This is a genomic window from Streptomyces sp. NRRL S-350 (assembly GCF_000719705.1).
In the GTDB taxonomy this organism is placed as follows: Bacteria; Actinomycetota; Actinomycetes; order Streptomycetales; family Streptomycetaceae; genus Kitasatospora.
Window position 1 is genome coordinate 45,310 of record NZ_JOHO01000016.1, and the last position, 23,977, is coordinate 69,286.

The 23,977-nt window shown below is 74.1% G+C and carries 17 protein-coding genes and 1 tRNA gene; 7 read left to right on the plus strand and 11 right to left on the minus strand.

The genetic code is table 11. The features are described 5' to 3' along the window. Positions 1-69: 69 nt before the first annotated feature. The gene (locus IF30_RS0117375; RefSeq protein ID WP_030238711.1) at positions 70-1,260 is read right to left on the minus strand and encodes an MFS transporter; all 1,191 of its coding nucleotides are present in this window, start codon (positions 1,258-1,260) and stop codon (positions 70-72) included. Positions 1,261-1,393: 133 nt separating this feature from the next. Continuing rightward, the gene (locus IF30_RS0117380; RefSeq protein ID WP_030238715.1) at positions 1,394-3,049 is read right to left on the minus strand and encodes a chitinase; all 1,656 of its coding nucleotides are present in this window, start codon (positions 3,047-3,049) and stop codon (positions 1,394-1,396) included. A 220-nt stretch (positions 3,050-3,269) separates the two neighbouring features. Here IF30_RS0117380 and IF30_RS0117385 point away from each other — a divergent pair, with 220 nt between their 5' ends. Beyond that, positions 3,270-6,479 (plus strand): S41 family peptidase, encoded by a 3,210-nt coding sequence (locus IF30_RS0117385; protein WP_030238718.1) that lies wholly within the window; start codon positions 3,270-3,272, stop codon positions 6,477-6,479. 48 nt (positions 6,480-6,527) lie between these two features. Here the strand turns inward: IF30_RS0117385 and IF30_RS0117390 are convergent, their stop codons facing one another. Continuing rightward, positions 6,528-6,788, minus strand: coding sequence for a hypothetical protein (locus IF30_RS0117390; protein ID WP_030238721.1), 261 nt, complete (start codon positions 6,786-6,788; stop codon positions 6,528-6,530). 182 nt (positions 6,789-6,970) lie between these two features. On the opposite strand from IF30_RS0117390, the gene IF30_RS43715 reads away from it, so the two are divergent. After that, positions 6,971-7,777 carry a phosphoribosyl-dephospho-CoA transferase MdcG domain-containing protein gene (locus IF30_RS43715; protein ID WP_051710476.1) on the plus strand — a complete coding sequence of 269 codons (807 nt, stop codon included), beginning with the start codon at positions 6,971-6,973 and terminating at the stop codon, positions 7,775-7,777. 77 nt (positions 7,778-7,854) lie between these two features. Here IF30_RS43715 and IF30_RS0117400 read toward each other — a convergent pair whose 3' ends face one another. The 4 genes from IF30_RS0117400 to snpA (IF30_RS0117415) all read right to left on the minus strand — a co-directional run bounded on the left by IF30_RS0117400 (position 7,855) and on the right by snpA (IF30_RS0117415) (position 12,675). Beyond that, positions 7,855-9,933, minus strand: coding sequence for a phosphocholine-specific phospholipase C (locus tag IF30_RS0117400; RefSeq protein ID WP_030238727.1), 2,079 nt, complete (start codon positions 9,931-9,933; stop codon positions 7,855-7,857). Positions 9,934-10,142: 209 nt separating this feature from the next. Continuing rightward, positions 10,143-10,802 carry a pentapeptide repeat-containing protein gene (locus IF30_RS0117405; protein ID WP_030238729.1) on the minus strand — a complete coding sequence of 220 codons (660 nt, stop codon included), beginning with the start codon at positions 10,800-10,802 and terminating at the stop codon, positions 10,143-10,145. A gap of 232 nt (positions 10,803-11,034) precedes the next feature. Further along, positions 11,035-11,658 carry a snapalysin gene (snpA, locus tag IF30_RS0117410; RefSeq protein WP_030238732.1) on the minus strand — a complete coding sequence of 208 codons (624 nt, stop codon included), beginning with the start codon at positions 11,656-11,658 and terminating at the stop codon, positions 11,035-11,037. A gap of 351 nt (positions 11,659-12,009) precedes the next feature. Beyond that, positions 12,010-12,675, minus strand: coding sequence for a snapalysin (gene snpA, locus IF30_RS0117415; RefSeq protein ID WP_030238735.1), 666 nt, complete (start codon positions 12,673-12,675; stop codon positions 12,010-12,012). Positions 12,676-12,964: 289 nt separating this feature from the next. Between snpA (IF30_RS0117415) and IF30_RS0117420 the strand changes: the two genes are divergently transcribed. Further along, positions 12,965-14,053, plus strand: a complete 1,089-nt coding sequence (locus IF30_RS0117420) for a LysR family transcriptional regulator (RefSeq protein WP_234322735.1) — start codon at positions 12,965-12,967, stop codon at positions 14,051-14,053. Here the strand turns inward: IF30_RS0117420 and IF30_RS0117425 are convergent. After that, positions 14,050-15,276 (minus strand): low temperature requirement protein A, encoded by a 1,227-nt coding sequence (locus IF30_RS0117425; protein WP_030238741.1) that lies wholly within the window; start codon positions 15,274-15,276, stop codon positions 14,050-14,052. The two genes, IF30_RS0117420 and IF30_RS0117425, sit on opposite strands and share 4 nt — an antisense overlap. 527 nt (positions 15,277-15,803) lie before the next feature. Beyond that, positions 15,804-17,510, minus strand: a complete 1,707-nt coding sequence (locus IF30_RS0117430) for an ABC transporter family substrate-binding protein (protein ID WP_030238744.1) — start codon at positions 17,508-17,510, stop codon at positions 15,804-15,806. A 335-nt stretch (positions 17,511-17,845) separates the two neighbouring features. Here IF30_RS0117430 and IF30_RS0117435 point away from each other — a divergent pair, with 335 nt between their 5' ends. From IF30_RS0117435 to IF30_RS0117450, 4 genes are all read left to right on the plus strand, one after another. After that, the gene (locus IF30_RS0117435; protein WP_030238748.1) at positions 17,846-18,826 is read left to right on the plus strand and encodes an ABC transporter permease; all 981 of its coding nucleotides are present in this window, start codon (positions 17,846-17,848) and stop codon (positions 18,824-18,826) included. A 16-nt stretch (positions 18,827-18,842) separates the two neighbouring features. After that, the gene (locus IF30_RS0117440) at positions 18,843-19,793 is read left to right on the plus strand and encodes an ABC transporter permease (RefSeq protein ID WP_051710478.1); all 951 of its coding nucleotides are present in this window, start codon (positions 18,843-18,845) and stop codon (positions 19,791-19,793) included. Next, the gene (locus IF30_RS0117445; RefSeq protein ID WP_051710480.1) at positions 19,790-21,901 is read left to right on the plus strand and encodes an ABC transporter ATP-binding protein; all 2,112 of its coding nucleotides are present in this window, start codon (positions 19,790-19,792) and stop codon (positions 21,899-21,901) included. Before IF30_RS0117440 ends, IF30_RS0117445 begins: the two co-directional genes overlap by 4 nt. 60 nt (positions 21,902-21,961) lie before the next feature. Then, a tRNA-Lys gene (locus IF30_RS0117450) sits at positions 21,962-22,035 on the plus strand. 139 nt (positions 22,036-22,174) lie between these two features. Here the strand turns inward: IF30_RS0117450 and IF30_RS0117455 are convergent. Next, positions 22,175-23,089 (minus strand): alpha/beta fold hydrolase, encoded by a 915-nt coding sequence (locus IF30_RS0117455; protein ID WP_078891458.1) that lies wholly within the window; start codon positions 23,087-23,089, stop codon positions 22,175-22,177. Then, on the minus strand, positions 23,086-23,934 hold the full coding sequence (locus IF30_RS0117460; protein WP_051710482.1) for a DUF998 domain-containing protein: 849 nt from the start codon (positions 23,932-23,934) through the stop codon (positions 23,086-23,088). Before IF30_RS0117460 ends, IF30_RS0117455 begins: the two co-directional genes overlap by 4 nt. Positions 23,935-23,977 lie beyond the last annotated feature (43 nt).

Below are 23,977 nucleotides of genomic sequence, written 5' to 3' on the forward strand. Positions count from 1 at the left end.
CCTTGCACGTCCGTCGCCGTCCGCGCCCGTCCGCGCCCGTGCGGGGACGGCGGGAGGACGGGAAGCGGGTCAGCGCCGCACCGGCGGGAAGGCGTGTCGGCGGGCACCGACGACCACGGTGAGGACGGGGAGCATCAGCGCGAGGACCGTCCAGGGCAGGGCGCCCGTGCCCAGACGGCCCAGGACGACGCCGCCGACCACCCCGCCGCCGGCCATCGCGACGTTCCACAGGGTGACCAGCATCGCCTGGGCGGCGTCCTGCTGCTCGCCGCCCGCGTCGCCGACGGCGGTCTGCAGCAGGGTCGGGGCGCCGCCCCAGCCGAGGCCCCAGAGCAGCGCCGCGAGGTACAGCAGCGGCGCGCTGCCGGACCCCACCGCGAGGATGCCCGCCGTCACCGCGACCAGCAGCGTGCCGCCGATCGTCAACTGCCGCAGCCGGCGGTGGATGTGGGCGCCGACGGTCCAGATGCTCACCAGCGAGGCCAGGCCGAAGACCAGCAGCACCGTGCCGGTGGCACCGCCGAGGCCGGCCCCCTCGAGGAAGGGCGCGATGTAGGTGAACAGGATGGTGTGCGCGAGCACGAAGAGCACCGTCACGCCGAGCACCGGCACCACGCCGGGCACGGTCAGTGCGCGTCGGACCGGCGCGCGCTCGCCGGCCGGCCGTCCGGGCAGGTCGGGCAGCAGCGCCGCGATCCAGCCGATCACGCCGACCGCCAGTGCCGTCATGGCCAGGAAGGGCACCCACCAGCCGAGCATCCGGCCCAGGAACGTGCCGATCGGCACTCCGAGCGACAGCGCCACCGGCACACCCGCCATTGCGACGGCCATCGCCCGGCCCTGCTGCTCGGCCGGCACCAGCCGACGGGCGTAACCGGCCAGCAGCGCCCAGGCGAGGCCCGCAGCGACGCCCGCGAGGAAGCGGGCGGCCATCGTGAGCGGGTAGTCGGCGGAGGCCGCGGTCACCGTGTTGGCCACGGCGAAGCCGGCCATGGCGGTGAGCAGCAGCCTCTTGCGGTTCCAGCCGGCGGTGGCCGCGGTGAGCGGGATCGCGGTGACGGCGGTCCCGATCGCGTAGACGGTGACGGTCTGCCCGGCAGCCGACTCGCTGACGCCGAGGGCCCGGCCCATCCCCGGCAGGACGCCGGCGGGCAGGGTCTCGGTGAGCGCGGTGACGAAGACCGCCGTGGCCAGGGCGAGCAGGGCGGGGAGCGGGAAGGACTTGCGGGACACCTGATCGGGGAGCTGTGTGGTCGCCATGGGGACCATGCTTGGACCTGACACCGGTGTGAGGTTCAAGAGGTTCAGGCACGGCCCCCGGGGCGTCGGGCCCCCGGGACGTCGGGGCTCCGCGGCGTCGGGGCTCCGCGGCCAGGGGATCCGGAACCCCGGATCAGCGGCCGAAGTAGGCGTCGAAGTTCCGGGAGAACTCCCGGCCGCCGAACCGGTCCCAGTCGACCGACCAGGCCATCAGCCCGCGCAGGTTCGGCTGGGCGCCCGAACGCGGCACGTACGCACCGCAGTCGGTGAGCTTGGTGAGGCAGTCCAGCGCCTTGTCGACCTCGGCGGGGGCGACGTAGCCGTTGCCCGCGTTCGTGGTGGCCGGCATGCCGATGGCGACCTTGGCGGCGGGCAGCGCCGGGAACACGTTGGCGGTGTCGCCCGCCACCGGGAAGCCCTTGAGCAGCATGTCGGTCATCGCGACGTGGAAGTCGGCGCCGCCCATGGAGTGGTACTGGTTGTCCAGGCCCATGACGGACCCGGAGTTGTAGTCCTGGACGTGCAGCAGGGTGAGGTCGTCGCGCAGCGCGTGGATCACCGGCAGGTACGCCCCGGCGCGCGGGTCCTGGCCGCCCCAGGGGCCGGACCCGTAGTACTGGTAGCCGAGTTGGACGAAGAAGGTCTCCGGCGCCATGGTCAGCACGAAGCCCGGGCCGTACGTGGCCTTGAGGGTCTTCAGCGCGGAGATCAGATTGACGATGACCGGGCTGGTCGGGTGTCTGAAGTCGGTGTCGCCGGTGTCGAGGGAGAGCGAGTGGCCCTCGAAGTCGATGTCCAGCCCGTCCAGACCCCACTTGTCGATGATCGCCGAGACGGAGCTGACGAAGGTGTCGCGGGCCGCCGTGGTGGTCAGCCGGACCTGCCCGTTCTGGCCGCCGATCGAGATCAGCACCTTCTTGCCCTGGGCGCGCTTGGCGGCGATGGCGGCCTTGAAGTCGGCGTCGGACTCGGCGGTCGGGCACTCGGTGGCCGGGCAGCGGTTGAAGCGGATGTCACCGGAGGTGACGGAGGTGGGCTCGCCGAACGAGAGGTCGATGAAGTCCCAGGAGTTCGGGACGTCGGCCATCCGGGTGTAGCCGGCACCGTTGGCGAAGCTCGCGTGCAGGTAGCCGACCAGGGCGTGGCTGCCGGCGGGCGGGGTGGTGGGGGTGCCGGTCGGGGTCACGGTGGGCGTGGGCGTGGGCGTGGCCGTGGGTGTGGGCGTGGGTGTGGCCGTGGGTGTGGGCGTCGGTGTCGGTGTCGGACTGGGGGCGCCCGGGCCGTCCAGCGAGACGTCGTCCGCGTAGTAGGTGCCCTGGCCGTACCAGCCGTGCGTGTACACGGTGGCGCTGGTCTGGGTGGCGCCGGTGGTGAAGGTGAGGCTGAGCTTCTGGTAGGAGCCGCCGGTGCCGGGCGTCCAGGTGCTGGGGCCACCGCCGTCGACGCCGAGGTAGACGTACGAGCCGTTGACGTAGGCGCTGAGGGTGTAGGTGGTGCCGGGGGTGACGGTGACGGTCTGGCCGCACTGGGCGGTGTCGCCGGCCGTGGCCGCGGCGGCGAGCGCGCGGCTGCCGCCGTGCACCGGGCCGGTGACGACGCTGCCGGTGCCGCCGGAGCAGTTCCAGGGGCCGAGCGAGCCCGATTCGAAGCCGCCGTTGGCCAGGAACTCGCCGGCCGAGGCGGCGGGGGCGAGGCCCAGGGTGACGCCGACCAGGGCGGCTGCGGCGACGGCGGAGGCGGTTCCGGCGGCGAGTGCGGCGCGGCGGTGTGGGGGTGTGGTTCTGCGCATGCGGGCGCTCCTGCGGTGGCACGGTCGTGGGGGACGTCCGAGGGCGCGCCGGGGCGCGTGGGGGTGGGGAACGGCCCGGCCCGGCACCCGAGTTGGACTAGACCACTGAAGTGGATCCGGCGGGGCGCTGTCAATGGTCCAGACCGGTTCGAGCGGCCCCCGGCCGTCCCGGCCGCCCGCCCCGGTTGCCGGTTGTGACACCCCGTCGAAGGATGGAGGGGTGACCTCGCCCGGCTACCTCCGCCACCCGCACCTGAACGGCGGCCTGCTGACCTTCACCGCCGAGGACGACGTGTGGATCGCCCCGCTGGACGCCGACGCCGGCTCCACCGGCCGGGCCTGGCGGGTCACCTGCGACCGGACCCGGGTCAGCCACCCCCGCCTCTCCCCCGACGGCGCCACCCTCGCCTGGACCAGCTGGCTGAGCCTGGCCCCCGAGGTGTGGACCGCCCCCGTCGACGGCGGCGAGGCCCGGCGGCTCAGCTACTGGGGCAGCCAGGACACCCGGGTCCGGGGCTGGCTGCCCGACGGCGAGGTCCTGGCCGTCACCTCCTACCACGAGCCCTTCGGCCACTACACCTGGGCGCACGCCCTGCCGCCGGACGGCTCCCCCGGCCGCCGGATGCCCTGGGGCCCCGTCGGCGACGCCCAGATGAGCCGCGAACGGACCGTGCTGCTCACCGGCTCCGCCCCGCACGAACCCGCCGCCTGGAAGCGGTACCGGGGCGGCGCCACCGGCCGGCTCTGGGCCGACGGCGACCGGATCCTGCCCGACCACGCCGGACACCTCGCCAACCCCATGCCCGTCGGCGGGCGGGTCGCCTTCCTCTCCGACCACGAAGGCATCGGCAACCTCTACTCCTGCCGCCCCGACGGCACCGACCTGCGCCGGCACACCGACCACGCCTCCTACTACGCCCGCGAGGCCGCCACCGACGGCACCCGGATCGTCTACCAGCACGCCGGCGACCTCTGGCTGCTCGACGGCCTGGACGCGCCCGCCCCCCGCCGGCTGCACGTCCCGCTCGGCGGCGCCCGGGCCGGGCGCCGCCCGTACCAGGTCAGCGCTGCCACCCAGGTCAAGGACCTCGCCTGCGACCAGACCGGCCGGGCCGGGGTGGTCACCGTGCGCGGCAGCCAGTACTGGCTCACCCACAAGGACGGCCCGGCCCGCGCGCTCGCCGACACCCCGGGCGTGCGGACCCGGCTCCCCGTCGTGCTCGGCCACACCGGCGAGGCCGCCTGGATCACCGACGCCCACGGCGCCGACGCGATCGAGGTGATGCCGCTGCCCGGGCACGAGGGCGGCGAGAAGCACCGCCACCGGGCACTCGCCACCGGGCGGCTCGGCCGCGTCCTGGAGCTCACCGCCTCCCCCGACGGCAGCCACCTCGCCGCCTCCTCCTCGGACGGGCGGCTGCTGCTGGTCCGCGCCGCCGACGGCGAGGTCCGCGAGCTCGCCGCCTCCGGCTACGGGCCGGTCTCCAGCGCCCGCTTCTCCCCGGACTCACACTGGATCGCCTGGTCCCAACCGGTCGCCGGCCGCTCGCTGCGCCGGATCAGGCTCACCCGCACCGACACGCCCGCGCCGACCACCGAGGTCACCGACGGCCGCTTCGAGGACGAGCAGCCGGTGTTCACCCGGGACGGCCGCTACCTGGCCTTCCTCTCCTGGCGCGGCTTCGACCCCGTCCACGACGTGCACACCGGCGACCTCTCCTTCCCGGTCGGCTGCCGCCCGTACCTCGTGCCGCTCACCGCCGACACGCCCTCGCCGTTCGCCGCCCCCGTCGACGACGGCGCCCCGCACGGCAACGGCGGCGGCGACGGCACCGTCCGGGTCGACCCCGAAGGCATCGGCGACCGGCTGCTGCAGTTCCCGGTGATCGCCTCCAAGTACTCGGCCACCGACGCGGTGCGCGGCGGCCTCGTCTGGCTGCGCTGGCCGATCTCCGGCACCCTCGGGCAGACCTTCGCCGGCCCGGAGGACACCTCGGGCCGCCCCTCGCTGGAGTACTTCGACCTGGCCCGGGGCACCCGCAGCACGCTGGTGGACAACCTGGACGGCTACGCCGTCTCCGGCGACGGCGGCACGATCGCCGTCTACTCGGCCGGGACGCTCCGGGTGATCCCGGTCGCCGCCCCCGCCGTCGGCACCGGCGTCGACCTGCGCCGGATCACCCACACCGTGCACCCGGCCGCCGAGTGGCGCCAGGCCTACCACGAGGCCGCCCGGATCGTCCGCGACCAGTTCTGGGACGAGGGGATGTGCGGCCTGGACTGGCCCGCCCTCGTCGCCCAGTACGAACCCCTGCTGGAACGCGTCTGCTCACCCGACGACTTCGCCGACCTGCTGCGCGAACTCCTCGGCGAACTGGGCACCTCGCACGCCTACGTCACCCCGTCCCGGCGCGCCGAGGGCCCCACCCTCGCCCGGCAGCCGCTCGGCCTGCTCGGCGCCAACGCCCGCCGCTCCCCCGACGGACGCTGGCTGGTCGGCCGGGTGCTGCCCGGCGAATCCTCCGACCCCCGCGCCCGGGCCCCGCTGGCCGCCCAGGGCGTGCGGGACGGCGACGAACTCGTCGAGATCGGCGGCCGCCCGGTGGACCCGGTGCGCGGACCCCTGCCCCTGCTCGCCGGCACCGGCGGCACCACCGTGGACCTCGCCCTGCGCAGCGCCCCGGACGGTCCGGTCCGGCGGATCGCGGTCACCCCCCTGACCGACGAACGGCCGATCCGCTACCAGGACTGGGTGGCCAAACGCCGCTCCCTGGTACGGGAGTTCAGCGACGGGCGGTGCGGCTACCTGCACATCCCGGACCTCGGCGGCTCCGGCTGGGCCCAGTTCAACCGGGACCTGCGGCGCGAACTGGACAAGCCCGCACTCGTCCTGGACGTACGCGGCAACGCCGGCGGCAACGTCTCCGAACTGGTCCTGGAGAAACTCACCCGGCACGTCCTCGCCTGGGACTTCACCCGGGACCGCCAGCCCGTCCGGTGGCCCCGGCACGCGCTGCGCGGCCCGCTGGTCGCCCTCGCCGACGAGGCGACCAGCTCGGACGGGGACGTGATCATCGCGGCCATCAAACTGCTCGGGCTCGGCCCCGTCATCGGCAACCGCACCTGGGGCGGGGTGGTCGGCATGTCCGGGCGGCACACCCTCGGCGACGGCACCCAGATCTCGGTGCCGAAGAACGCCTCCTGGTTCGGCGGCGGCCTCGGCTGGTCGGTGGAGAACCGGGGCGTCGAACCGGACGTCCACGTGCTGCGCACCCCGCGTGACTGGGCCCGGGGGCGGTACCCCGAACTCGTCACCGCCGTCCAGCTCGCCCTGGAACTGCTGGAGGACGCGCCCGCCTCCGTGCCCCCGCCGGAGTCCACGCCCCGGCCGGACCTGCGCCGCCCCCCGCTGCCGCCACGGTCACGGTGACGGCAGCGGGGGCGGGGGTCACGGGAGCGGGGGCCGCTTCCGGTGGGGTCAGTCCCAGGGGTCGCCCTCGGCCGTCATGTTCTCGGCGGCACGCCGGTCGGCCTCCTCCTGGAAGCGCCGCTCCTGGGTGAGCCGCTCCTGGGAGCGCTGCTCCTGGGTGAGCCGGTCCTGGGTCTGGCGGATGCGCTCGATCTCGTCGCCGTACGCGTCGGCGGCCTCGTCGTGGGCGAGGGCGGCGCGCTCGGACGAGTACGCGCCGGTGGTCTCGTGCTGCGGCGGCCGGTGGAACAGCCTGTCGAAGATGCCCATGACTCCTCCTCCAGAGGGAATGTCGGAATACCGGGCTGCCCCCACTCTCACACCGGGTTCCGACGGCCGCACGTTGAGTCCTTGGTCCCTGGTCGGAGCGCCCAAGGGCCGTGGCGCGAGCGCAGCCGGCGGGCGCAGGGTGGAGGCGTCGGACGAACTGACGCCACCGTCTGGAGCCCGCTGTGACCGTCGTACCTTCCGGAAGCCACGCCCGGCGCACCGCCGAGGACCCGCACGGCGGACCCCGTCGACGGGTCGGCCCGCTCGCCGCCCTGGACGGCCGGCTGCCCGGCGCGCACGACCTGCTGCTGATGCAGTGCCCCGGCTCGCTGCGGCCCCTCGCGGGCGGCGAACTGCCGGACTGGGCGCGCGTGGTGCTGCGGACGCACCCGTGGGTGACGGTCGGCCGGGCGCCCGCCGTCGTCGGCCACCCGGCCGACCTGCCGCACCCGGAGCGCTGCACCAGGGACGTGGAGGCCGCGCCCGAAGTCCGGTTCCCCGTGACCGTGCGCGGCCCGCACCCCGGGCAACGGCTCGACGCCCTGGCACCCTGGGCGGCGGTCGCCCGGACGCTGCGGCCCGAACAGCTGATCGGGCGGCGGGAGCTGCTGGCACCCGGGCGGATCGCCGAGGTCCCGGCGCTGGCCCTGCTGCCGGAGGTCGGCGGGCTGGTGTCGGACCACCGGCTGCCGTGGGGCCCGGTCGGCGCCGTCGCCTACGAACTGGCCGCCGGGCTGCCGGTCACCGGGCCGCTGACCCCGCTGCGGCTGGTCCTGCGGGCCCCGCAGCCGGTCAGCCGCCGCGACGCGCTGCAACTGTGGCGGGCGCTCGTCAAGCTGCCGGTGCCGGTGCAGGCCGAGTTGGAGACCCGACACGGCGGGGTGCGGTTGGCCGAGTACGCGGCCTCGCCGTACACCCTGACGCTGCAGACGCCGCACGGCCCCCGAGAGGTCCGCGACCCGTGGTTCCCGCGCGATCCGTACGCCTGAACGCCCCCGCCGGTCGGGCCGGTCGGGTGGCCCGACCGGCCCGAGGACGGCGCCGGCGCCCCACAGCCCGGGCGGCCTCAGCCGGTGACGCTGGGGGCCCCGGTCTCCAGGTGGCCGGTGAAGCGCTGGGACCAACTGCCGTCCGCGTCCACGGTCACCGTGAAGTCGTACCAGCCGTTGGTGTACGCCACCGCGTTGAAGTAGTCGCTCACGCTGCCGCCGGCCGGGACCCGGTACGTCCAGGGGCCGTCCGTGCGGTAGTTGTCGGAGGCGATGGTGAAGGTCATCGGCGAAGTGCCCGAGTTGGCCAGCTTGAAGTAGACGGCCGGCTTGCCGGTGCCCGGTTCGACCGCGTACGAGGCGGTGACGGCCGCGTTCTTGCCCGCCTTGGTGGCGTCGCCCCTGAAGCGGCGCAGGAACCGGTTGGGGCCGACGACGGTCAGGTCGTACGGGCCGCCGCCGAAGCCGGTGCCGCAGTTGAAGAAGTCGCTGGTGGCGCCGCCGGCATCGACGGTGTACTGCCAGGGGCCGCCGCCGCGGTAGGCGTTGGCGTAGGCCGCGAAGTGCGTGGTCCTCACCGCCGCCGCACCCGTGTTCTCCATCCTGATCCAGACCTTCATCACCCCGGCCGAGCCGAACTCCAGGTGGTCCAGGTTGGCGTTCGGCTGGTAGGGCAGGGCGCGGGCCGGGCGGGTGCCGGGTTCCTGCACCGGCAGCTGGTTGTCGACCGGGGCGGGGTTGGGCAGGGGGCCGCAGGCGGACAGGCCGATGGTCTGCGAGGTGTCGGGCAGCGCGGGCAGGCCGTAGACCGGGTTGGCGAAGTCGAACACGCTGGTCAGGTCGCCGCAGACGCGGCGGCGCCAGTCGCTGATGTTGACGCACTTGGCGGGCGTGCCGAGGGCGGCGGTCCAGGCCTCCAGGAAGCGCAGGACCGAGGTGTGGTCGAAGGTCTCGGAGTTGACCCAGCCGCCGCGCGTCCACGGCGAGACGGCGATGAGCGGTACGCGGAAGCCGAGGCCGATGTTGGTGCCGTTGTAGAACTCGCCGGGGGTGCCGGCCGGGGCGGCGGGCGGGGGGACGTGGTCGAAGAAGCCGTCGTTCTCGTCGTAGTTGACGAACAGGACGGACGAGTCGAAGACGTTCGGGTCGGCGTTGAGCGCGTCGATGACCATGTGGACGAAGTGCGCGCCGTCCGCCGGGGTGGCGTACGGGTGCTCGGAGGAGGCCTGGTCGGGGACGATCCAGGAGACCTGCGGGAGGGTGCCGGCCAGCACGTCGGCCTTGATCGCGGCGGCGATGTCGTCGGGAGTCCTCCCGGTGACCTTGGGCACCGAGCCCATGCCCTTGGTCGCCGGCGCGCTGCCGGCCGGGGCGTCGGCGAACCGGGAGAAGTAGGCCAGGGCGTTGTCACCGTAGTTGTCGGCGGCGTTCTGGTAGACCTTCCAGCTCACGCCGGCGTTCTCCAGGGCCTCGGCGTACGTCTGCCAGCGCAGGCCCTTCTCGTCGCCGCCGTCGTAGGCCGGGCCGCCCGCCGTACCGGCCGGGTCGATCGTGCCGGACCAGTGGTAGGTGCGGTTGGGGCCGGTCGCGCTGAGGACGGAGCAGTGGTACGCGTCGCAGATCGTCCAGTTCTCGGCGAGGGCGTAGTGGAACGGGATGTCCTGGCGGGTGAGGAAGCCCAGCGTGCGGACGTTGCCCTTGGCGGAGACCCAGTTGTCCATCCTGCCGCCGTTCCACGCGCTGTGCTGATCGCTCCACCCGTGGGAGAGGTCCCCGTTGCACTGGGCCAGGCGCTCGGGGTCGGCGCCGCCGGCCGGCTTGGTCCGGCTGAACTGCCACGGGTACTGGCGGCCGAACAGCCCGTTGGGCTGGTTGAAGACGCTGTAGCCGCCGGCGATCTGGATGGCGCTGCGGTCGGCGAAGCCGCGTACGCCGCGCAGCATGCCGAAGTAGTGGTCGAAGCTGCGGTTCTCCTGCATCAGGATCACCACGTGCTGCACGTCGGTGATGGTGCCGGTCTGCCGGAGCGCGGTGGTGGAGGCGGTTGCGGCGGCGGCGCCCGGGGCGGCTCCCGCGGCACCGGTGCCGGCCACCGCGAGACCGGCCGCGGCGGCCCCGGACAGCGTGACGAACTTCCTGCGACTCAGCTCGGCCATCAGCCCAGCCCGTCCCTTCACTGGTGATGTTGTGTACACAAGTCGGGGCTCATCGATCGCGGAGAAGTCTCCACCGCGCGCGGTGCGGCCACCAGATGCGTGCACCAGGGTTGGCGGACTGTTCGTCAGGGGCCCCCGCTGTTCGCCCGGGTGTCACCGAGCGACGCCCGGGCGAACGGGGGGCCGAGTCGTGGCGGCGGGGCCCGCGGTCAGCGGTCCTGCACGTCGATTCCCAGGGCCTGGGCGAACTGGGGCGCCAGCTCCAGCAGTTGCGTCGAGCTGATCACCGCGCCGCGCAGCCCCTGGTGGCCGTCGACCAGGCCGAGCCGGACGGCGCCGCGCAGGTCGGTCCTGCTCAGGGTGGCTCCGCGCAGCCGGACCTCCTCCAGTGTCGAGCCGGGGAAGGACACCCCGGTGAGCTTCGCCTCGCCGAAGTCCACGTCGCGCAGCAGGCAGTCCTCGAAGACGACGTCCCGCAGGACGGCCGACCGCAGGTTGACCGCCTCCAGCTTGCAGCCGCGGAACACCACCCGGCGCAGCGCCGAGCCGTACCCGGCGATCCCGGCCAGCACGCCGCCGACGAAGGCGCTGTCCTGCCACTCGGTGTCGCTCAGGTCGCAGGCCACCCAGCGGCCGGCCTGAACCCAGACCTCGTTGAACCGCGCCTGGCGCAGCTTGACCCCGCTGAGCGCGACACCGGTGAAGGCGCACTCCAGGAAGGCCGCCCCGGCGCCCGACTCGTCGGTGTGCTCCCCGCCGTCGAAGTGCGCGGTGTCGTACCGCTCGTCGCCGCGCAACGGCCCGGTGTGCGGGCTCAGCAGGTCGGCGTACGGCAGGTCGGCGAGCTGGTCGGCGACGGAACGGGGCATGGCGGCGGCTCCTGGCAGTCGAGGGCGGGCGGGGCGGAGGGGTCTCGCCCGCATGCTCGCACGCGGCACCGACAAGGCCCCGGACCGGCGGCGCACCGCATCGGCGACCCGCCGGACCGGCGACGCACCGCGCCGACGACGCGCCGCGCCGGTGACGCGCCGCGCCGGTGACGCGCCCACAACGCCCGGGACCGGCCGCGCGGGGCGGCCGGTCCCGGGTCGGCCACGAGCGTCAGCCGCGCGCCCAGAGGGAGTTGACGCGGCTGCGCTCGGTGCTGTTCGGGTAGGGGTTGGTGCAGGAGGTGCCGGGGCCGCCGCCCGACATCAGCTCGCTGCACGGGCCCGAGTAGTGGTCCGGCAGGCCGAGCACGTGCCCGGTCTCGTGGGCGGTGACCCGCACCGAGTTGTACTGCCGGTTCTGCTGGTAGTCGAGGAAGATGTAGCCGCTGCCGTGGCCGTCGGTGCTGGCGTAGGAGCCGCGGCTGTCGTTGCCCTCGTAGTAGCGGAAGTCGGCGGCGGAGCCGGAGCGCAGTTGGACGTTGGAGACCGAGCTGTTCCAGATCTGCGCGGCCTGGGATATCTGGTTGCGGAAGGTCGGGGCCGAGCTGGCGTCGTAGGTGACGACGACGGTCGCCAGGCCCGGGTTGGCGGCCTGCTTGGCCTTGGCGGAGGCCATCACTGCTTGGTAGAAGGCCTGGTTGTCCGCGGTCTCGGCGGCCGAGCCGGCGTACGTCGAGGCGGTGTAGCCCTGTACGGCCGGGGCGGCCGGGGCCGCGTTCGCGGCGGTGGCGGGCAGCACGGCGAGGCCGGCCGCGAGGGCGAGGCCGAGGGTGGCGGACAGCACGGATCGCTTCATGTGGGGGCTCCGATTCCTGTGGTGCCGTGGCCGGTTGGGGGCCGGCGTGGGGGGACACCTGGTCAACGGGTGATGTCCCCAGAGCTTCGGGTAGGCCGGCGGGCGCGCGGATGATGTCAATCCGCGATAGCCCCGTGCAATACCCCTGCCGTTCAAGGACTTTGGATCGACTTTTCCTGGCCTTGACCCAACCGAGCCCCTGGCATTCCGTTCCGGCGGCGGCTACGCTCCCCAGCGGGGAAGTACCCGGAGCGGCGGGCCGCTTGATTCCGGCCGAGCGGCCCGCCGCGCCGAACCCGACCGCCGGGCTGCCCGGCACCGGGCCGGGCGGCTACCGGGACTGCCGGTTCGCTACCGGGACTGCCGGTTCGCTGCCGCGAGTCCGTTCGCCCACAGGTAGTCGACCTGGCTGCGCTCGTTGGCGTCGGGGTAGGGGTTGGTGCAGGAGGGGCCGGGGCCGCCGCCCGACATCAGCTCGCTGCACGGGCCCGAGTAGTCGTCGGGCAGGCCGAGCACGTGCCCGGTCTCGTGGGTGGTGACGCGCACCGAGTCGTACTCCTGGTTCTGCTGGTAGTCGAGGAAGACGTAGCCGTGGCCGTGCCCGTCGGTGCTGGCGTACGAGCCCTGGCTGTCGCTGCCCTCGTAGTACGAGTAGTCGCCGGTGCCGCCCGTCTCCTGGAGCCGCACGTTGTGCACCGAGCCGTTCCAGATCTGCGCCGCGTCGGCGATCTGGCTGGTGAAGGAGGGCGCGTTGGCGGTGTCGTAGGTGACGGTGACGGTCTGCAGCCACGGGTCGGCGGCCCGCTTGGCCTTGACCGAGGCCATCACGGCTTGGAAGAAGGCCTGGTTGTGTGCGGCCTCGGCGGCCGCGCCGGCGTGCGTCGAGGCGGTGTAGCCCTGCACGGCCGGGGCGGCCGGGGCCGCGTTCGCGGTGGTGGCGGCGTCGGCGCCGGGCAGGGTGGCGAGGCCGGCCGCGAGGGCTAGGCCCAGGGCGGCGGACAGCACGGATCGCTTCATGTGGGGGCTCCTGATGCGCGGTGCGCCGCGTCGCCGGAGCCGGTGGGGGCCGGGTGCGGCGGCGGCGCACGGTGGGGGACCGCCCCGGCTGGCGGCCGTGGCGGGTTGCTGCCCCTGAGCTTCGACCCGCCCGGGCCCGTCGCGGATGATGCCAACCGGCGATAGCGCCGCCGCATACCGGTGCGGGTCGGCCGGACCGTCCGCCGGTTCGTCCTCGGGTGCCGGCCGGGCTCTTTGATTGCCTGTCATGTCCTTGGCGAGGTGGCTCCGTTCCGTCTATGCTCCCGACGTGGAGCTCGACGTGAGACACCTCCGGGTGCTGTGCGCGATCGCCGACACCGGCAGCCTCCGCAAGGCCGCGCTCCAACTCGGCATGACCCAGCCCTCCCTCACCACCCAGCTGCACCGCATCGAACGGGCCATCGGCGGCACCCTGTTCACCCGCGAGCAGACCGGCAGCCGGCCGACCGCGCTCGGCCACTCGGTGCTCTCCCGCGCCCGGCCGGTGATCACCGAGATGGCCGCCCTGGTGGCCGCCGCCCGCCAGGAGGCCCGGGACGCGACCGGGCCCGGCCGACAGCGGCGGCTGCGCATCGGCAGTGTCGGCAGCCGGGCGGTCGCGGCCTGGCTGCGCCGGGTGCACGAGCGGCTGCCGGACACCGACACCACCATCCACGTGGACGTCTCGGCCAGCGCGCTGCTGCGGATGGTCGCCGCCGACCAGCTCGACGTCGCCTTCGTGCACGAGAGCGAGGGCTTCCCGCTGCGGGTGCCGCCGGACGCCGAGCAGCGGGTGCTCATGGACCGCGAGCCGCAGTTCGTCGAGCTCGCCGTCGGACACCCCGCCGCCGGCCGCCCCGTCGTCCGCCTCGCCGACCTCGCCGGGGACACCTGGATGGTCGACCCGACCGCCGACCACGAGTACGCGGCGATGCGCCGGGTGTTCAGCCTGGCCGGGCTCAACCCCCGGGTGCTGCAGGTGCGGGACAACGCCACCGCCGCCGAACTGGTCGCCTCCGGCGAGGCCGTCCGCCCCTGCCAGCCGACCTCGCCACCGGCCCCCGGCACGGTCGTCCGCCCGGTACAGGGCGACCCGCTGGCCGTCCGGCTCCTCTTCACCTGGCGCCCGAACGCGCTCAGCCCGCCCGCGCTGGACGCCCTGTACGGCGAACTGCGCGCCGCCTACCTGGATCTGGCCAACGTCAACCCGGCCTACGCGGCCTGGCTGGCCCGGCACGAACCGGTGCTGCCGGAGCCGCCCGACCACGGCCGGGACGACCAGGGCCGGGACGACCAGGGCCCGTACGACCACGGCCCGTACGACCACGGCCCGGCGGCCGCCCGTTGCACGGCCGGCGGCCCCGCGGGCCCCCGCTAGCCCCCGTGCCGCTCGCCCGCCGGGGCGCGGCCCTCCCGGCTGTGGACCAGCACGCCCACCGCCACCGTCAGCGCGCAGACCAGGCCCGCGGCCGGTACGCCGGAGACGCCGAGCGCGGTGCAGGACAGCACCAGGACGGCCCCCACCGGTGCCACCGACTGGGCGAGCGTGCCCCGCTTGGTGTGCCGGGAGTGCAGGAACCAGACCGTGGCCAGGTAGACCGCCGTGGGCACGGTGACCGTCGCGGCGGCGGCCCGCTCGGAGATCTCCGCCGTGTGCACGGCCGACTCCACCGCCACCTCCAGCCCGGTGCCGATCGCCGCCGCCGCGCCGAACACCACGTAGTGCCCATAGCCCCAGGCGAAGGCCTGCCGGTTGGAGCGCAGGTGCGCGTGGACCGGCCGGGCGAAGTAGATCCACCAGGCGGAGAAGCAGATCAGCAGGCCGCCGATCGCGACCGGCACCAGCCGGGCCAGCCCCTCGTGCCCGTCCACCGCCGACTGCACCGCGACGGTCGCCGCCGCCACCGTCTCGCCGAGCACGATCAGGGTGAACAGCCCGTACCGCTCGGCGATGTGGTGCGGGTGCCAGGACGTCTGCATCCGCAGCTCGGCGATCACCGGCACGGCCAGCTCGCACAGCACGCCGACCGGGATGACGTACGGCCGCACGTCGTGCGGCAGGAACAGCACCACCGTCCAGCCGACCTGGCAGACCGTGATCCCCACCGCGTAGCGCAGTGCCACCCGGCGCGCCTCGCCCTGCTCGCCGGCTGCCGCGCGCAGCCACTGGGTCACCATCGCCAGGCGCATCACCACGTACCCGGTGATCGCCAGCACCAGGTCCTGGGTCGCGAACAGCCTCGGCACCCCGGCGGCGAGGATCAGCACGCCGGCGATCTGCACCAGCGTGGTGAGCCGGTACGGCACGTCGTCGCAGTCGTAGGCGGAGGCGAACCAGGTGAAGTTCATCCACGCCCACCAGATCGCGAAGAACGCCAGCGCGTAGCCGCGCAGCCCCTCCCCGTAGTGCCCGGCCGCGAGGGAGTGGGCCAGTTCGCGCCCCGCCTGGCCGACCGCGACCACGAAGCAGAGGTCGAAGAAGAGTTCCAGCGGGGTGGCGACCCGGTGCGGCTCGTCGCGGTCGCGCGGGACCATCCGGCGCACCGGCGGCGGGTCGGCGGGGTGCGTGCGGGGTGCCGCGGCGGCGGGGTCACTGGCCATCGGAGCTGCTCCGGGGTCGGGGAGGGGCTGGTCGTCCCGCGCATCCTGGCAGCGGCCCGGCGCGGGCGCACGCACCGGCGCGCGACCCGGGGAGGGCCGGTGGGGCCCGGGAAGGGCCCGGCAGGGGCCGGACGGCCCCGGAGGCGATCGCCCCGTATGCCCCTTTTCTCCTTGCCGTCAGCCGTAGTTGACGCTTCGGTGCGCGAACTGGGTGACAGCTCACGGGTTTCCGGGCGCGCCCCGCGCGCGGTGCCCCGGGAGTCCGGAGAGCGCCGCTACATTCGTCCCCGGTTGGAAGAGCGCGGGCCCTGCGGGGCCCCATGACACGGGCGGCCTGCGGGCAACGCGGAAGGTCAAGGCGGGTGGCGGGACAGCGGGGGCGGCAGAGCCGACCTCCCCTGTCCGCGCCACCGGCCTCGTGATCACCGCGCTGCTCGCCAGAGCCTGCCGTGCGGCGCTCGCCGGAGCGTGCCGTGCGCTGCTCGCCGGAGCCCGCCGTGCGGCCCGCCCGGGGTCGCCCTCAGCCGCTACTTCTCCCAGCCGACCTTGCTGTAGTCCTCCTGCGCGAGGCCGAAGGCGCCGTAGTTGGCGAGCCCCTTGCGGACGGCGACCACGGCGGGGCGCTGGTAGAGCTCGACGGTGTGGCCGAGCTCCCAGATCTTCGCGTCCGCCTGGTTGTAGAGCTTCGCGGCCTCCACCGGGTCGACCGTCCCGGCCGCCTTCTTCAGCAGGCCGTCGATCTCCGGAGTGCCCAGGCGGGACGGGTTGCTGAAGGTGTTGTCGCCCACCGGCAGGCGGAAGTTGGCCAGGCTCTTGGAGTTGGGGAAGGAGTCGGTGTTGCGCCAGCTCGCGACGTCGAACTTGCCCGGGGTCACGTACTTGGCGAAGTAGTCGTTGGCGGCCACCTTGTCCAGGTCGACCTTGACTCCGGCCGCCTGCCACATCGCCGCCGCCGCGGTGGCGAGGTCGAGCTGGGCCTGCGTGGAGCCGTCGCTGAGCACCCAGTGCAGTTCCAGCTGCTGTCCGTCCTTGGTGCGCGGCTGCCCGCTGCCGGCGTCCTTCCAGCCGGCGTCGTCCAGCTGCTTCTTCGCCGCGGCCAGGTCGAACGTGGCCCAGCTGCCCGAGTTGTCCTGGTACCCGGCCTGGTTGGGCATGATGATGTGGTTGCCGAGCGGCTTGAACTCCACCGGCACCCCGTTGTTGGCGATCTTGATCAGCGCCGAGCGGTCCAGCGCCTTGCCGAGCGCCTGGCGGACCCGCTGGTCCGCCAGCGCGCCGGTGCCGCCGAAGGAGATGTGCACCTCGTCCCAGGGGCTGGCGGCCCGGATCACGGTGTCCTTGGCGTCCTTGAGCTGCCCGTACGCGGTGGCGGTGCCGGCCGAGGCGAGGTCGATCTCGTTGTTGAGGTACGCCTGGATGCTCGCCGCCTTGTCCATCACCCGGAAGGTGATCTTGTCGAGCTTGGCCTTGGTGCCCCACCAGGCCGGGTCCGGGACGAAGCTGATGGTCTGCGCGGTCTTGTCCGCCACACCGATCTTCAGCGCGCCCGCGGTGATCGGGACCTTCTCCACCCAGCCCTTGTTGAAGTCGTCCGGGGTGGCGATGCCGGCCGCCGGGACCAGCGGGCGGAACAGGTTCTGCCAGTCCGCGTACGGCTCCGAGAAGGTGACCTTCACCTCGCTCGGGTCGGCGCCCTGCTCGACCGCGGAGATCAGCTCGTAGCCGGACGGGTCGTAGATGTTGTACGCCGGGTCCTTGCCGTTGCTCGCCTGCCAGTCGGCCTTGAAGTCCAGGTAGCTCAGCGGCTTGCCGTCCGACCACTTGGCCTTGGGGTTCAGCTTGTAGGTGATCACCTGCGGCGAGGTCGAGGTGACCTTGGCGTCCACCAGGAAGTCCGGGTTCGGCTGGAAGGTCCCGGAGGCGTCGGTGTCGAACAGCGAGGGCTCCAGGGCCCGGACGAGGTCCACCGTGTCGGTGTAGGAGCCGCCGTCCACCTGGAGCGGGTTCCACTGGGTGATCCACTGGTCCAGCGCGAAGCGCACCTCGCCGCCGTCCTTGACCTGGTCCAGCGGCTTGGCGTTGATGTCCTGGGAGTTCTGTCGCGGCGGCTCGCTCTTGGCCACGTCACCGGCGGAGCCGCCCCCGCCCGAGGTGCACGCGGTGACCGCGAGCACGACGGCGACGGCGAGGGCGGCGGCCCGGCCGAGGCGGCGGGCCGTGGTGGAAGCGTCCATGGAGGTCCCCCTGGTGAGGTCTGCGAAGCGGGAGTCGGGTCGCGGCAGGCATGACTTGGCTTGAGCGTGGGCACTCAATCCGGCACCGAGCCAGAGGAACGTAACAGCGGATCAGATCCGCCACCAGGGGGAGGAGCGCACACCTGATCCGAACGTCACGTGCCGCAATGCCGCCGCAACACCCCCGCCGTTCCCGGGTGCTTCACTCTGACCTGCACTTTCCCCAACCACCCTGATTCCAGAGCCGCCTGACGCCCCGACCGGGCCCCGACCGAAGGCCACCACCCCATGCCCACCAGACGCACCGACCCCGCCCCCACCCCGGGCGGCCGTTGATGCTCCACTACCTGGCGAAGCGGCTGAGCTACTACGCGGTGCTGCTGATCGCCGCCCTCTTCCTCGCGTACGCGGTCTCGGCGACCGCCCTGCAGCCGCGCACCTACTTCGACGCCAAGGTGCCCCGCCCGTCCGCCGAGTCCGTCGAGCGCCAGCTCACCGCGCTCAACCTGAACGACCGCACCCCGGTGGTCGAACGCTTCGGCCACTGGGCCGGCGGACTGCTCCACGGCGACCTCGGCCGGACCATCCACGACACCCCCGTCACCGACGACTTCGGCCGCCGGGTCTGGGTCTCGCTGCGGCTCCTGCTGCTCGGCAGCCTGCTCGGCATGTTCCTCGGCGTCGCCGTCGGGGCGTGGGGCGCCGTCCGCCAGTACCGGATCTCCGACCGGCTGCTCACCGTGCTGTCCTTCGTGCTGCTCTCCACGCCGGTCTTCCTGGTCGCGCTGTTCCTCAAGAACGGCGCCATCGCCGCCAAGGACGCCGCCGGGCACGAGGTGATCCCGTTCACCGGCTACGAGACCCCCGGGCTCACCGGCGGCCTCGGCACCCACCTGGCCGACTGGGCGCTGCACCTGCTGCTGCCCACCATCTCGCTGGCCCTCGGCGGCCTCGCCACCTACAGCCGCTACCAGCGCGGCACCATGCTCGACGTGCTCGGCTCCGACTACCTGCGCACCGCCGAGGCCAAGGGCCTCACCCGCGGACGGGCCCTGCTCAAGCACGGGCTGCGCACCGCCGTGATCCCGATGTCGACCATGTTCGCCTACAGCTTCCTGGGCATCTTCACCGGCGCGATCTTCACCGAGACGATCTTCGGCTGGCACGGCATGGGCGAGTGGCTGATCCAGTCGATCAACGAACAGGACGTCAACTCGGTCGTCGCGATCAACCTGTTCACCGCCGTCGTCGTCCTCGCCTCCGGCTTCCTCGCCGACACCCTGCACGCCGCCCTCGACCCGCGCGTGCGGACCTGACCGGAGGAGACCCGAGATGACCACCCTCTCCGTCGAACCGGCCGAGCCCGTGGCCACCGTCGGCGTGCCCCGGGCGGCCGGCCGCGGACGGCTCGTCCTCGCCCGGCTGCTCGCCGCCCGCGGGGCCGTCGTCGGTGCCGTCGTCGTCCTGCTGCTGTTCGCGCTCGCCTTCGGCGGGCCGTACCTCACGCCCTGGCACTACGCCACCCCCGACTTCACCGCGCTGCACCGGCCCCCGTCCGCCGAGCACTGGTTCGGCACCAACGGGGTCGGCCAGGACGTCTTCGCACAGACCGTCCGCGGACTGCAGAAGTCGCTGGTCATCGGCCTGCTGGTGGCCCTGTTCTCCACCGTGCTGGCCTCCGTGGTCGGCGCCTGCGCCGGCTACTTCGGCGGCTGGATCGACCGGGCGCTGATGTTCCTGGTGGACCTGCTGCTCGTCTTCCCCTCCTTCCTGGTCATCACCATCGTCTCCGCCCGGCTGAGGAGCGCCGGCTGGATCGCCTTCGTGCTGCTCCTCGCCCTGTTCAACTGGATGATCACCGCCCGGGTGGTCCGCTCGATGACCATCTCCCTGCGCGAGCGCGAATTCGTCCGCGCCGCACGGTTCATGGGGGTGCGGCCGCTGCGGATCATCAGCCGGCACATCCTGCCGAACGTCGCCTCCTTCCTCATCATCGACGCCACCATCGCGGTCGGCGGCGCCGTGATGAGCGAGACCGCGCTCTCCTACTTCGGCTTCGGGGTCAAGGCGCCGGACGTCTCGCTCGGCACCCTGCTCGCCGCCGGGACCAGCGAAGCCCCGGTGTTCCCCTGGCTGTTCTACTTCGCCGCCGCGCTGCTGGTGCTGTTCGTCCTCGCCGTCAACCTGATCGGGGACGGGCTGCGCGACGCCCTCGACCCCACCTCCGCGGCCGCGCCGCGCCGCCGCCCCCGCCGTTCCGTCAGCCGTAGGAAGCGCCCGTGACCACCACCGCCGGAACGACCACCGGAACCACCGCCGTCGAAACCCCGCTGCTCGCCGTCCGGGACCTGCGGGTGGACTTCGCCGGACCGCACGGCCCGGTCCCCGCCGTCCGCGGGGTGGACCTCACCCTGCACCGCGGCGAGACCCTCGGCATCGTCGGCGAGTCCGGCTCCGGGAAGTCCGTCACCGCCCTGTCCGTGCTCGGGCTGCTGCCCGGCACGGCGCGCGTCAGCGGATCGGTGCGACTGGACGGCCGGGAGCTGGTCGGGCTGCCGGGCAGGGAGCTCGCGACGATCCGCGGCCGCCGGGTCGCCATGGTCTTCCAGGACCCGCTCTCCGCCTTCACCCCGGTCTACCGGATCGGCGACCAGATCGCCGAGGCGGTCCGCATCCACCAGCGGGTGGACAAGGCCACCGCGCGCCGCCGGGCCGCCGAACTCCTCGACCTGGTCGGCATCCCCGCGCCCGACCGGGCCCTGGACAGCTTCCCGCACGAGTTCTCCGGCGGCATGCGCCAGCGCGCGATGATCGCCATGGCCGTCGCCAACGAGCCCGACATCCTGCTCGCCGACGAGCCCACCACCGCCCTCGACGTCACCATCCAGGCCCAGGTGCTGGACGTGCTGCGCACCGCCCGGCGGGAGACCGGCGCGGCGCTCGTCCTGGTCAGCCACGACCTCGGGGTGATCGCCGGGACGGCCGACCGGGTCGCCGTGATGTACGCGGGGCGGGTGGTCGAGACGGCCGGGGTGGACGACCTGTTCGCGGCCCCGCGCCACCCGTACTCGCTCGGCCTGATCGGCGCGCTGCCCCGGCTGGACGGCCGCGGCGGCCCGCTGGTGCCGATCCCCGGCGCCCCGGCCCCGATGGCCGACCTGCCGCCGGGCTGCCCGTTCGCGGCGCGCTGCCCGCTGGCGGAGGCGCGCTGCTCGGCGGCGGAGCCCGCCCTGGAGGGGGCGGACGGCCACCTGGCGGCGTGCGTACGGTCGGCGGAGCTCGCCGAGCGTCGGCCCGCGCCGGCCGAGGTCTACCCCGTTCCTGCGCTGCCCGCCGCTGCCGCCGACGGCCGCGACCGCTCCGCCCGGCCGCCCGTCCTGTCGGTGAGCGGCCTCGGCAAAACGTTTCCGCTCCTCAAGGGCGCGGTGTTCAAGCGCAAGGTCGGCGAGGTGTACGCGGTGGACGGCGTCGACCTGGACCTGCGCGAGGGCGAGACCCTCGGCCTGGTCGGCGAGTCCGGCTCCGGCAAATCCACCACACTGTTCGAACTGCTGAAGCTCGGCGCCCCCGAGACCGGCCGGATCGAACTGCTCGGCCACGACACCGCCGGCCTCACCCGGGCCGCGGCCCACCGGCTCCGCGCCGAGGTGCAGATCGTCTTCCAGGACCCGATGGCCAGCCTCGACCCCCGGATGCCGATCGGCGACATCGTCGCCGAACCCCTGCTCGCCCAGCGCACCCCGCGCGAGGAGATCGCCCGCCGGGTGCCCGGACTGCTGCGCCAGGTCGGCCTCGACCCGGAACACGCCGCCCGCTACCCGCACCAGTTCTCCGGCGGCCAGCGCCAGCGCGTCTCGATCGCCCGGGCGCTCGCCGTCCGGCCGAAACTGCTGGTCCTCGACGAACCGGTCTCGGCACTGGACGTCTCCATCCAGGCCGGGGTGCTGAACCTGCTGCAGTCGCTCAAGGCGGAACTCGGGCTCTCCTACCTGTTCGTCTCCCACGACCTCTCGGTGATCCGGCACCTCGCCGACCGGGTCAGCGTGATGTACCTCGGCCGGACCGTCGAACAGGGCGAGGTCTCCGCCGTCTTCGACCGCCCCCGCCACCCCTACACCCGGGCCCTGCTCTCCGCCGTCCCGCTGCCCGACCCCGCCGCCGAGCGCGCCCGCGACCGCATCCTGCTGGCCGGCGACCCGCCCTCCCCCACCGAGCGCCGCACCGGCTGCCCCTTCCGCACCCGCTGCCCGCGCTACGCCGGACTCGCCGACCGGGCGGACCGGGCCCGCTGCGAACAGGAAAGGCCGGCACTCGACGGCACGGCGGGCACGGACCACCAGGCCGCCTGCCACCACCCGGAACCGGGAACGGCCGACGATCACACAAGGTGACCACCCGAATACGATTCGGCGGATCGCGTCGGAGCCGTGTAAAGTCTCCGACGTCAGCAAGCGCCGCTAGCTCAGTTGGTTAGAGCAGCTGACTCTTAATCAGCGGGTCCGGGGTTCGAGTCCCTGGCGGCGCACATGGCAAGGTCTCAGGCCGTCCACTCCGGTGGGCGGCCTGAGGCGTTTCCGGGCGGCGGCGCGGCCCGGCCGTCGGGTTCCCGCTGCCGGTTCCGGCCGGCGGTTCCGTCCGACGCCGCCCCACCGGCTCCCGCCTGTTCAGCGCGTGTCGAGCACGGCCGCGGCCACCGCGTCCGGGCGGTCGAACATCACCAGGTGCCCGGCCGGGGCGGTGGTGCGGAACTCGGCGCCGAGCAGCGCCGCGAGCTCCCGCTGCTCGGCCAGCCAGACCACGGTGCGGCCGGAGTGGCGGCCGTCGTCGGCGGCCAGCACGGTGACCGGCAGGTCCTCGGGCAGCGGCCGGGTGCGCCGCAGCCCGTCCAGCTCGGCCGCCAGGTCGAGGTAGCGGGTGTTCTCCCGGAGCAGCGCGCGCAGGGCGCGGCCGGTGCGGTAGCAGTGCCGGACCAGCGGCTCCGGGGCGAGGTCCTCGCGGCGCACGGTGGACAGCCGGGCCGTCATCCGGCGGACGGTCGGGCCGAGCAGGTAGGGCACGGCGAGGGCGGTCGCCGCACCGGCCACCGCCCGGGCGGCCAGGTCGCGCGCAGCGGGCGCCGGCAACGGCCGGGCCCCCGGCTCGACGCTGCCGTCGACCAGGACCAGGGCGGCGGTCCGGTCGGGGTGCAGCCGGGCGAAGGCCTCGACGTGGAACCCGGCGAGCGAGTGGCCGACGACGGTGCAGGGCTCCCTCAGCCCGAGGCCGTCCAGCACCGCCCGGATCCGGTCGGCCTCGCCGGCCGCCGTCGGGGCGGGGCGCCCGGTGGCGGGCTCTGCGGCGCTCAGCCCGTAACCGGGCCGGTCGAAGCGGACCACGGTGCGGTAGGGCGTGAGGAACGGGACGACCAGGTCCCAGTCGAACCAGCTGCTGCCGAGGCCGCCGCTGAGCAGGCAGACCGGGCCGCTCCCCTCGGTGCGGACGTGCAGCGGGACGCCGTCGACGCGCAGGAAGCACGCCCGGGTGGCGGGGTCGTCGGGCCTGCGGGGGTCTCCCGGGCGGGCGCCGCCGGGCGCGCTCATGTCGGCCGCCGCTGCGGCAACGGTTCGTCGGCCGGGTTCGTCGCGTCGGCCGCGTCCGGCGCGGGCCCGTCCGCCGGGTTCGTCGCGTCGGCCGTCTCCGGCGCGGCCGACCGCTCGGCCCGGGCGACGCCCAGGGCCAGCACGGCCAGCCAGAGCGCGACCAGCAGCACCTGCAGCCGCTGCCCGGCCCCGAGCGCCCAGGTGCCGCGCCCGGCCTGGAAGGCGGCGATCGCGGTGAGGCTCCAGCCGGTGGCGAGCAGTTCGGCACCCAGCAGCCACGGCCCGAACCGGCGCACGGGCGGCCACCAGCCGTGGCGGCGGGCGGCGACGGTGAGCGCGACCAGCGCGGTGAGGGCGCCGAGCATCGCCAGGCTGCTGGTGACGCCGTGCGCGGTGTGGGTGGCGGGGACGAGCCCGGCGGTCTCCCGGGCGGCGCACATCTCGTCGCTGGTGGGGGCGCAGCTGAGCGGCAGCCGGGAGTCGGCTGCGGTCGCGGCGCCGAACAGGGCCAGGGCGGACCAGCCGACGAGCGCCCAGCGGTCGCGCCGGGAGGCCCCGGGCCGGCCGGTTCCGGCGGCGACGCCCGTTCCGGTGGCTGCGCCGGTGGCGAGGGCGGTGCCGGCGGCGGCGAGCAGGCAGAGCCCTGCGGCCAGGTCGGTGGCCCGGAACAGGCCGCCCAGCGGCTGGTCCTCGGCGGCGAGTTCGCTGATGTACGCCTGCACCGGGTCGAGCCCGGTGCTCAGCACGACCTCCAGCACCCACGCCGTGTACGCCACGGCGCTGAGCAGCAGCAGGCCGGCGACCGTCGTCCGGGCGGCGCGGTGTCCTGGCTGGGGGCTGGGCACGGTTCCACCCTAACCAGCGGCGAACTCCGCCCCAACCGGAAGG